Source organism: Streptomyces tricolor (assembly GCF_002155905.1).
Lineage (GTDB): Bacteria > Actinomycetota > Actinomycetes > Streptomycetales > Streptomycetaceae > Streptomyces > Streptomyces tricolor.
In genome coordinates, this window is sequence record NZ_MUMF01000236.1 from 26,182 (window position 1) to 36,832 (window position 10,651).

At 73.9% G+C, this 10,651-nt stretch carries 9 protein-coding genes; 6 read left to right on the plus strand and 3 right to left on the minus strand.

Annotated elements, in window-relative coordinates; translation table 11 throughout:
• The first annotated feature begins 167 nt into the window (after positions 1-167).
• Positions 168-1,808, plus strand: coding sequence for a phosphoglucomutase (alpha-D-glucose-1,6-bisphosphate-dependent) (gene pgm, locus CCN44_RS17695; RefSeq protein WP_059247248.1), 1,641 nt, complete (start codon positions 168-170; stop codon positions 1,806-1,808).
• A gap of 61 nt (positions 1,809-1,869) precedes the next feature.
• On the opposite strand, the gene CCN44_RS17700 is transcribed toward pgm, so the two are convergent.
• The 3 genes from CCN44_RS17700 to CCN44_RS17710 form a co-directional block, all read right to left on the minus strand.
• On the minus strand, positions 1,870-2,796 hold the full coding sequence (locus CCN44_RS17700) for an SGNH/GDSL hydrolase family protein (RefSeq protein WP_086698197.1): 927 nt from the start codon (positions 2,794-2,796) through the stop codon (positions 1,870-1,872).
• 139 nt (positions 2,797-2,935) lie between these two features.
• Entirely contained in the window at positions 2,936-3,193 is a 258-nt protein-coding gene (locus CCN44_RS17705; RefSeq protein ID WP_059247246.1) for a DUF5133 domain-containing protein, read from the minus strand.
• A 140-nt stretch (positions 3,194-3,333) separates the two neighbouring features.
• Positions 3,334-4,134, minus strand: a complete 801-nt coding sequence (locus CCN44_RS17710) for an alpha/beta fold hydrolase (RefSeq protein WP_086698198.1) — start codon at positions 4,132-4,134, stop codon at positions 3,334-3,336.
• 36 nt (positions 4,135-4,170) lie between these two features.
• Here CCN44_RS17710 and CCN44_RS17715 point away from each other — a divergent pair, with 36 nt between their 5' ends.
• From CCN44_RS17715 to CCN44_RS17735, 5 genes are all read left to right on the plus strand, one after another.
• Positions 4,171-4,791 carry a TetR/AcrR family transcriptional regulator gene (locus CCN44_RS17715; RefSeq protein WP_086698199.1) on the plus strand — a complete coding sequence of 207 codons (621 nt, stop codon included), beginning with the start codon at positions 4,171-4,173 and terminating at the stop codon, positions 4,789-4,791.
• Between the two features lie 109 nt (positions 4,792-4,900).
• Entirely contained in the window at positions 4,901-6,508 is a 1,608-nt protein-coding gene (locus CCN44_RS17720) for an adenosine deaminase family protein (protein WP_086698200.1), read from the plus strand.
• A gap of 723 nt (positions 6,509-7,231) precedes the next feature.
• A complete protein-coding gene (locus tag CCN44_RS17725; RefSeq protein ID WP_086698201.1) occupies positions 7,232-7,756 on the plus strand; it encodes a hypothetical protein in 525 nt (174 codons plus the stop codon).
• Positions 7,757-8,154: 398 nt separating this feature from the next.
• Positions 8,155-10,284: a hypothetical protein gene (locus CCN44_RS17730; RefSeq protein WP_086698202.1), complete on the plus strand. Its 2,130-nt coding sequence runs from the start codon at positions 8,155-8,157 to the stop codon at positions 10,282-10,284.
• A gap of 130 nt (positions 10,285-10,414) precedes the next feature.
• Positions 10,415-10,651: DUF3492 domain-containing protein (locus tag CCN44_RS17735; RefSeq protein ID WP_143649826.1), on the plus strand; the 237-nt coding region annotated here is incomplete at its 3' end.

Below are 10,651 nucleotides of genomic sequence, written 5' to 3' on the forward strand. Positions count from 1 at the left end.
CGGCGTGCGGCAGGCCGGCGGGCGCGCACCCCGAGCACCGTGGAGTGCGGCCCGGCGGCCTGCCGGAAGTGTGTCCGGCCGGGTGGGGCGCACTCGCATGGCACCGCCCTGACGAGGAAAGATGGGCGGTGAGCGAACGACCCGACCTGATGCGGAGGAACGGACTCATGGCGCATGAGCGCGCCGGCCGGCCGGCCGGTCCCGAGGACCTTGTCGACGTGGCCCGGCTGGTCACGGCGTACTACACGCTGCACCCCGACCCGGCCGACCCGGGACAGCGGGTGGCGTTCGGCACCTCGGGGCACCGCGGTTCGTCCCTGGCGAGCGCCTTCAACGAGGACCACATCGCCGCCACCAGCCAGGCCATCTGCGAGTACCGGGCCGCCCAGGGCACCGACGGCCCCCTGTTCCTGGGCGCCGACACCCACGCCCTGTCCGAGCCCGCGAAGGCCACCGCGCTGGAGGTGTTCGCCGCCAACGGGGTGACCGTCCTCATCGACAGCGCCGACGGCTACACGCCCACGCCCGCCGTCTCGCACGCGATTCTGACGCACAACCGGGGCCGCACCGCCGGCCTCGCCGACGGCGTGGTCGTCACCCCGTCGCACAACCCGCCCGCCGACGGCGGCTTCAAGTACAACCCGCCGAGCGGCGGCCCGGCGGCCTCCGACGCCACCTCCTGGATCCAGGACCGCGCCAACCAGATCATCACCGGCGGCCTGAAGGACGTCCGCCGGCTGCCGTACGCCCGCGCGCTCGCCGCGGACACCACCCGGCGGCACGACTTCCTCGGCGCCTACGTCGACGACCTGCCGAGCGTGCTGGACCTCGACGCGATCCGCGCGGCCGGCGTCCGCATCGGCGCCGACCCGCTCGGCGGGGCCTCCGTCGCCTACTGGGGCCGGATCGCCGAGCAGCACCGCATCGACCTGACGGTGGTCAACCCGCACACCGACCCCACCTGGCGGTTCATGACGCTGGACTGGGACGGCCAGATCCGCATGGACTGCTCCTCGCCGTACGCGATGGCCTCGCTCATCGAGCAGCGCGACCGCTTCCGCATCGCCACCGGCAACGACGCCGACGCCGACCGGCACGGCATCGTCACCCCCGACGCGGGCCTGATGAACCCCAACCACTACCTCGCCGTCGCCATCTCCTACCTCTACCGGCACCGCGCGCAGTGGCCCGCCGCCGCGGGCGTCGGCAAGACCCTCGTCTCCTCCACGATGATCGACCGGGTGGCCGCCGACCTCGGCCGGCGGCTCGTGGAGGTGCCGGTCGGGTTCAAGTGGTTCGTGGACGGGCTGATCGGCGGCGATCTCGGGTTCGGCGGCGAGGAGTCGGCCGGCGCCTCCTTCCTGCGCCGGGACGGCTCGGTGTGGACCACCGACAAGGACGGCATCATCCTCGCCCTGCTCGCCTCCGAGATCACGGCCGTCACCGACAAGACCCCGTCGGAGCACTACGCCGAGCTGACCGCCCGCTTCGGCGCACCCGCCTACGCCCGCATCGACGCGCCGGCGAGCCGCGAACAGAAGGCGCTGCTCGGCAAGTTGTCCCCGGCGCAGGTCACCGCGGACACGCTGGCCGGGGAGGCGGTCACGGCGGTCCTCACCGAGGCGCCCGGCAACGGCGCCGCGATCGGCGGCATCAAGGTCACCACGGAGAACGCCTGGTTCGCCGCCCGGCCCTCGGGCACCGAGGACGTCTACAAGGTGTACGCCGAGTCCTTCCTCGGCGCGGACCACCTCGCCCGGGTGCAGGAGGAGGCCCAGGCCGTGGTGCTGGGAGCGCTCGGCGGCTGACCGGCGCGGAGCCCACGCCCCGGAGCGCGCGGGCGGCTTCCGGCACGGAGGCCGCCCCGGCTCAGCCCCGTCCGGGCCCCCGCTCCAGCCGGGCCAGCACGGCCCGCGCCATGGCCGCTTCTCCCTCGGCGTTGGGATGTGCCGGAGCGGCGGGCGAGGCCGGGCGCAGCGGCTCGATCCAGCGGTCGGCGGGCGGCTTGCACATGTCGTGGCCGACCGTGGGGCCGTAGGTGTCCACGTACTCGGCCCGGTTCAGGCCGGCCACCAGCCGCAGCATCAGGTTCAGCCGCTTCCCGGTGTCCCGCAGATAGGGGAAGTCGCCCCGGGCGAACGGGACCTGCGGGAAGCAGCCGGTGCCGTCGTCGGGCAGCAGGGCCGGGTAGCCGACCACCACCACCCGGGCGTGCGGCGCCCGGGCGCGCACGGCCCGCAGCACCCGGCCGACCTTCGGCGCGGTCCGCGCGATGGCGACGGCCAGCCGGTCGTGGCCGGACGCCTGGTACGAGCGCTGGCAGGGGTTGCCCGCCGGGTCCTGGGCGGCGAGGCGGGCGCAGGTGTCGATGATGGTGCCGAAGCCGATGTCGTTGCCGCCGATCTGCACCGTCACCAGGTCGGTGTGCCGGTCCAGGGCGTCGAGCTGGGGCGGGTTCGCGCCCTGTGCCTGCCACATCTGCGCGGTCGTGGCCCCGCCGCAGCTCACGTCCGTGAACACGGCCGGCTGCCGTCGGGCGGCCACGAGCGAGGGGTAGTTGCGGTCCGAGCGCCCGCAGGCGGCGTCCACCTGTGTCGGGATGCCGGGGCCTGAGGTGTAGGAGTCGCCGAGCGCCGCATAGGCGGTCGTACGGCCCGGGCCGCCGGGCGCGCCGGGGTGCGCCGCGGCCGGTGGCGTTGCGGCGGCGATCAGGGCGCAGCCGCTCAGCGCCGCCCCCAGTACGGCGGACCGCCGCCGGCCCCTCGCCCCGCCCGCCGGACGCGTGTCGTGCGCCATGGATCCTCCCCCTGAGTCCGCGCGGCCCTCGCGCGGGCGACGGGGCCTGTATACCGTCCGGCAGGTCGCGCCGACCAGCAGCGGGAGGCAACGAGTTCAGGGGGAGGGAAGGGGCAACGCCCGCAGGGGCCGGGCGGGTTCAGACTCCGGACGACTGCTCCGCCGGAGCCGACGCCTGGAGCAGCGAGTCGTCCTCCGGTCGCGCCCCCGAGAGGCGGTGGCGGGCAGCGATCAGCGCCATGTCGACGTCCCGGGTCCCGGTGGCCACGCACAGCGTGTAGGCGATGTCCGCGAGCCGCTGCCGGGCCTGCGGTGTGCTCTCCTCCGCCCCGAGCATGGTGAGCGCCTCGTACTGGGCGATGAGATCCCGTAGTACCGCGGGGTGTGCCATGAGCATGCGCGCTGCCTCCTTGGTTGTTCGCCGATGTACGAAGTCGCAGCCCGGATACCCGCCCGGTCGCCGCGCATGCCCAAGATCCGGATGTCCGGGACGCGGGGTGCGGCCGGCGGAGGAGCCGTGGCGTGCGGCGCCGGCGCTCAGCGGGTGGTGACGAGTTGGTCGAGCAGGCGGCCGAGTTCGGCCGGTCCCTGGAGGTGCGCCATGTGGCCCTGGCCGGGGAGTACGTGGACCTCGGCCCGGGGGATGAGCTGCCGGACGTCGTCGAACGACGTTCCGTAGGGGGCGGTCCCGTGATTGTGGCGGCCGATGATGAGGTCGACGCGGGCCGCCCGGCGGGCCAGCGCGTGCGGGGGCGGCGCCGCGTTCAGTGCGGCGAGTTCCGCGTGGGCCGGCCTGCTCAGGCGCCGCAGGGCCGCCCATGCCCGGCGGTCCGCCCGCAGGGCCTCGACGTGCGCGGCGCCGAGGCCGGCGATCCGCCGGTTCACGATCTCGACGGTGGCGTCCCAGTCCGCCGCCTCGTGGGCGGCCTTCAGGTCCGGCAGTGCGTGGCGGCCGAACGGCCGTATCACGGGCTCGTAGGCGATCACCTGGGGCAGGGGGCGTGCGTCGGCGGCCAGCAGGGCGATCAGGCCGCCGTAGCTCCAGCCGAACAGCGCCCGCGTGCCGGAGAACTCGTCCAGGACCACACCGAGGTCCTCGACCTCCGCCCGCAGGGAGTAGGAGCCGGTCAACGGCCCCGAAGGGGTACGGCCCCGGCGGTTGACGACCGTCACCGACGGCCAGGCGCCGATGGCCGTCGCGACGTGACGCCACGCGTGTGCGTCGCTCATCGCGCCCGGGAGGATGACGAGGCCCGGGGCGTCCGGGTCGCCGTACACATCGGCCGTCACCCAACTGTGGTCACCGACCGGCAGCTTCTTCTGGATCGTTTGCTCCATAAAGTGATTATGAAGCAAACGCTCTACAATGCAAGGGTGACCCGACCCACCCGTGGACGACCACGCGCCTTCGACCGTGACCGCGCGATCCTCGACGCCGCCCGCCTCTTCTGGCGCTACGGCTACTCGGGGACGTCGACCCGCGCCCTCACCGCGGCCCTCGGCCTGTCCACCTCCAGCCTCTACGCGGCCTTCGGCAGCAAGGCCGGGCTGTTCGAGGAGGCGGTGCGGACCTACGCCGAGCGGTACCGGGAGATCTACCGGCAGGCCGTCGCGGAGAAGGACCTCCGGACCGTCGTCGAACGCGTCCTCGTCGACTCGGTCGAAGAGTTCACCCGGCCGAGTGACGCACATCCGGGCTGCCTTCTCAGCAGCGCCGCGATGACCGACAGCACGAGCACGCTCGACACCAGCGCGTACTACGCCGAGCTGCACGGCTGGAACGAACGCGCGCTCCGCGCACGCGTCGAGCAGGCCGTCCAGGACGGGGAACTCGCCGCCGGGACCGACGCAGCGGCCCTGACCGGCGTCGTCCAGTCCGTCGTGCACGGCCTGTCGGTGCGCGTCGGTCTGGGCGCGGATCGGGCGGACCTGCTCGCGACGGCGCGGCTCACGCACAGGCTGATCTGCGAGCAGCTCACCTCATCGCCGTCCTGACCCGCACGTACCCGGCGGCGGGGCACGGGAGTCACCCGGTCGGGTGCTCTCCGGCCGGTGTCCGCCGTATCGGAGCCTGCCGCCGTGCTCCTTCCGTGATCATGCCCGTGTGAGTCTGCACCCTCGAAGTGCCCTGCGCCGCCGGGTCGTTCCGGCCGCGCTCGGCACCCTCAGCGTCCTGTCCCTGCTGTCCGCCCTGCCCGCCGCCGCCCAGCCGGCGCAGCGCGAGCACCGGCCCGCCGCGCCGCCGCCCCGGCAGGTCACGGAGGCGGAGGCGCGCACGGACGCCCGTCTCCGCGCCCTGCGCGACCGCCCCGAGGCCCTGCGCGCGTTCTTCCGGCAGCTCCCCAAGGGCGGAGACCTGCACAACCACCTCTCCGGCGCGGTGCCCACGGAGTACCTGATCGAGCTGGCCGCCGAGGACGGGCTGTGCATCGACACCGCGACCCTGACGGCGGTCGCCCCGCCCTGCGGCCCGGGCAAGCGGCCCGCCGCCGACGCGCGCACCGACCGCGCGTTCCACGACGCCCTGGTCCGCGCCTGGTCCATGGAGGACTTCCCGCCCGGCGGGAACGGCCACGACCACTTCTTCGACACCTTCGGCAGATTCGGCGAGGTCACCTGGCGGCACCGGGGCACGCTGCTCGCCGAGGTCGCCGACACCGTCGTACACAACAACCAGTTCTACCTGGAGACGATGGTCACCCCCGCCTCCGACGGCGCGAAGCAGCTCGCCGCCGAGGTGGGCTGGGACGACGACCTCGCCGCGCTGCACCGCAAGCTGGTCGCGGGCGGCAAGCTGGACCGGCTGGTCGCCGAGGCCCGCGAGGAGGCCGACGACGGCGACGCCGAGTTCCGCGCCGCCGGGCGCTGCGGCACCCCGCAGGCCCGGCCCGGCTGCGGCCTCACCGTCCGCTGGATCTCCCAGGCCTCCCGCAGCAGCGCGCCGGAGCGGGTCTTCACCCAGCTGGCTCTCGGCATGCGGCTGGCCGAGGCCGACCCGCGGTTCGTCGCCGTCAACCTCGTCCAGCCCGAGGACTGGGACAGCTCCCTGCGCGACTACAGCCTGCAGATGCGCATGGTCGGTTACCTGCGCACCCAGTACCCGAAGGCCCATGTCACCCTGCACGCGGGCGAGTTGTGGCCCGGACTGGTCAAGCCCGAGGACCTGGAGTTCCACATCCGGGAGGCCGTGGACGTCGCCCGGACCGAGCGCGTCGGGCACGGCGTCGACCTCGTCCACGAGGACCACTGGCAGCGCACCGCCCGTACCATGGCGAACCGCGAGGTGGCCGTGGAGGTGCCCTTCTCCAGCAACGCCCAGATCCTCGGTGTCAAGGGAGCCGACCACCCCTTCAGCACCTACCGCCGTTACGGCGTTCCGATCGTCCTCGCCACGGACGACCCCGGGGTCTCCCGGATCGACATCAGCCACGAGTACCAGTACGCGGCCGCCACCTACGGCCTGCGCTACCCGGAGCTGAAGGACCTGGCCCGCGCCTCCCTGGAGTACGGCTTCCTGCCCGGCACGAGCCTGTGGCAGGGCAACCCCACCGCCAAGGGCTACCAGCGGGTCCCGGCCTGCCGGGGCGAACATCCCGGCCTGCCCGTGCGCGCCGCGGCCTGCCGGCACCTGCTCACGGAGAGCACCAAGGCCCGCCTCGAATGGCGCCAGGAGGCCGCCTTCGCCGCCTTCGAGAGGGCACACGCGGGCTGACCGCACCTACCCGACGCCGCCCCTCCCGGCTTCCGTCCGGCCCGGTCACCCTCCCGGAGGGCCGGCCGGGCGGAGGCGGCGCCGCGCGGAGGGGGGTACGAGACGGCCTGGCCGGCGGTGCCCGGGGCGGGGTCGCGGAGGTCGCCGGCGGACGGTTCCCGCGCCGAGAGCGCTGAAGACGCCCACCGGGCGCGCGTCTTGGTGGTCGGACCCGTCGACGGCCGGGACCTTCCCCGGGCGCCCGCCTCACCCCCGGGCGCCCGCCTCGCCCCGGGTGGCGACGCCTCCGCGGGGTGCCGGGCGTCCTCGGTCGTCCGGCCCGGGGCCAGGGCGCGCGGGGCCGGGACCGGAGCCCGCAGGCGAGCGCGGCCGGCTCATGACCGTCACCGGCCCGGGCTTCCTCCGGGGCCGGCGGGCACCCGCGAGCCCCGGCCGGAAACCGCGATGTGGCCGAGAACGAGCCCCCGGCACAACCGGTGGCACTCATTCCGCCGTCGGCGGGACGTCTCGTCCGCGCCAATACCGCCTCGCGCCCCCACCGTCCGGCACGCCTCACCGCCCCCTCGCGTGACCCGTCTCCGGCGTGCATGGATGCGGCGCGCGAGGAGCCGTCACGGGATCACCGCAGCTTCTTCACAAAGCGATTACTTTCGGCCGATCCGGGTCCGCGTCCCGTGCGGTGGGGCAGACGCCGCGCCGAGGGCGTGCCTAGCCTCCCGGGCCATGCGATCACCTCTGCCGAGACGCCTCGGTCTCACCGCCGTCCTCTCCCTCCTGCTCGCCGTCTTCGGCCTCGCCCCGAGCGCGAGCGCCGACCCCGCGCCGGCCGGCCTCACCTTCGCCACCGACTCCGCGACCACCACCCCCGGCGGCACGGTGAACCTGTCGATGACGATCACCAACAACAAGACCTACGACATCTGGTTCGTGTACCAGACCATCGACCCCACCTGGCTGACCACCCAGCGCCCCGACCTGAAGTACAGCTTCACCGGGTGCAGCCTGGCCACGGCGAGCGGCAGCACCCCCTGTTCCGGCACCGGACCGAGCAACCTCGGCGGCAACTACGGCGCCACCATCCCGCCCGGCCAGAGCCGCACCGTCACGCTGTCCCTCCAGGTCGCCGCCGACTCCGGCTGCAACGGCAACATCGGCTTCTACTCGTACTACTACGCCGAGTTCAGCGACAGCACCCACACCAGCGGCGGCCCCGTCTACACGCCCGAGACCCGCGTGCTCTGCGCCTGACGGACTCCCCGGTTCCGTGCACGCGTGACCGGATTCGGCCGCCGGTCGTACGCCCCGCGCGAAACGGACCACGGCACCTCGCCCGGCGGACCGCCCCCGGTCCGCCGGTGCGCCGTACCCCGGCCGGACCAGCAGGGCGCAGCCGCCGCCCGCGCCGCGACCCCCACGCGGCGAGGACGGGAAAACGGCCCGTCGGGTTGCCCGATGTGTGCTGCGACACCTGCACTTTTCCGTCAGGTTTCGTAACTCGACCACAAAAGCTCCACAGAGACATCACCATGTGACGCGACGGATGCGTCGACGACCGGCTTCTGAGGGGGACGCCGGCGTCGCGCGAGGGGGTGCGTCCGCTCCGTGGGAGCCGTGCTCACCCCTGCCCGGGGAGGGGACTTCACCGCATGAAGCGGACCATACGCACCACCGCGCTGACGGTGGGCGCGCTGCTCGCCGCGCTCGGCCTCCAGGCCGGCCCGGCCGAGGCCGACACCGGCGCACCGCGCGTCGACCTCAGAGTCCTGGTGGTGAGCGACGGCGGCCCGGCCACCGACGCCATCGCCGCCGAACTCGCGACCGCCGGAACCCCGTACACCGAGGTCGACCTCACCGACTCCGGCCGGCCCGCCATCGACGCCGGCTTCCTCGCCGACACCGTCGACGGCCGGCCGCGGGCCAAGTTCCAGGCCGTCGTCCTGCCGAACGACAACCCGTTCGCGGCCGGTTCCACCGAGATGGCCGCGCTCGCCGCCTACGAGAAGACGTACGCGATCCCGCAGGTCGACGCCTACACCTACGCCCGCCCCCAGGCCGGACTCCAGGTGCCCACCCTCGGCGGCTACTCGGGCAGCATCGACGGCGTGCGCGCCCAGGTCACCGCGGCCGGCAGGGCAGGCGCCTTCGGCTACCTCGACGGCCCGGTGCCCTTCGAGGACAACTCGCCTACCGTCGGCGAGAGTTACGCCTACCTGTCGACGCCCGCCCCGGGCGCCGACTTCACCCCGTACGTCCAGGCCCCCGTCCCCGGCACCGCCAGACAGGGCTCCCTGGTCGGCGAGTACCGGCACGACGGGCGGCGCGAACTCGTCGTCACCTTCGTCTACAACCAGTACCAGCAGCAGTTCCGGCTGCTGGCCCGCGGCATCGTGGAGTGGATGACCGGCGGCGTGCACCTCGGCGCCGCGCGCAACTACTTCGCCGTCCACGTGGACGACGTGTTCGCCGCCGACGACCGCTGGGACACCCGGCTCAACTGCACGCCCGGCGACGTCGACTGCACGGGCGACGCGGGCACGCCCAGCCCGATCCGGATGACCCCGGCGGACGTCGACCACGCCACCGCCTGGCAGAACAGCCACCGCTTCACCCTCGACCTCGTCTACAACGGCGCCGGCAGCGTCGACCAGCGCGAGGACAACAACGGCGTCGACCTGCTCGCCGACAAGCTGATCGCCGACCGGAACCAGTTCCGCTGGATCAACCACACCTACACGCACGCCTACCTGGGCTGCGAGCAGAACGTCACCGTCGTGCCGTGGACCTGCGCCACCCACGCCGACGGCAGCACCAAATGGGTCAGCCGCACCACCCTCGACCACGAGATCGCCACCAACCGCGTCTGGGGCCGGCTCGCCGGACTCCCGCTGCACGACGACGAGTTGGTCACCGGCGAGCACTCCGGGCTGAAGATCCTGCCGCAGCAGCCCGCGGACAACCCCAACCTCGCGCTCGCCCTCGCCGACAACGGCATCGCCTGGCTCGCCTCGGACAACTCCCGCGACCCCGAACAGCGCCGGATCGGCCCCGCCACCACGGTCTCCCGCTACCCGATGAACATCTTCTACAACGCGGGCAGGGCCGCCGAGCAGGTCGACGAGTACAACTGGCTCTACACCAGCCGCGCCCAGGGCGGCAGCGGCATCTGCGAGGACAACCCGGAAACCACCACCTGCCTCGACGCCCCGCTGGACACCGCCACCGGCTACGGCGACCACATCGTGCCGCTGGAGACCCGGATCGCCCTCGGGCACGTCCTCGCCAACGACCCCAAGCCGCACTTCATCCACCAGTCCAACCTCGCCGAGGACCGCATCGCCTACCCCGTCCTCGACGGCGTCCTGAACGGCTACGACGCCCTGTTCGCCGACGACACCCCGGTGGTCAACCTGCGGATGAAGGACATCGGCGTCGAACTCCAGCGGCGCGCCGCCTGGAAGACCGCGGTACGCGACGGCCGGGTCACCGCCTACCGCATCGGCGGCACCGTCATCGTGCAGGGACCGGACGGCACCGCCGTCCCCGCGACCCTGCCCACCGGCACCACCCTCGGCGGCAGCGCCTTCGGCTCCGCCTACGCCGGCGCGGTGTCCGGCTGGACCGCCTCCGACGGCGCCGCGCTCACCTACACCCTGCCGTCCTCCGCCGCCGCACCGGCCGCGACCACGGGCACCGCCGCCGCGGCCACCAGCCCGGCCCCGCGCACCCGGGTGCCGGCGGGTGCGGCCGAGCAGGTGCCGTACACCCCGGACAGCTGAACGGCGCACCGACCTCAGGGCCCGCCCCCTCGGCTCCCCCTACGGGGCGGGGCGGGCCCGGGTCCCAGGCCGTCCGCCGGCCGCCGGGACCCGCACGACCACCCCACATCCCGGCCGTGGAGTCCCCTCGATGCCCGTTCAGCACGGCGCGCGCCGCTCCGGCGCGGCGCACGTCACCCTGCTCACCGAAGGCACCTACCCGCACAGCCACGGCGGCGTCAGCGTCTGGTGCGACCAGCTGGTCCAGGGCATGCCCGACCTCGACTTCGACGTCATCGCCGTCACCGGCACCGGACGGGAACCCGTCGTATGGGACCTGCCCGCCCACGTCCGCAGCGTGCTCTCCGTGCCCATGTGGGGAGCCCCG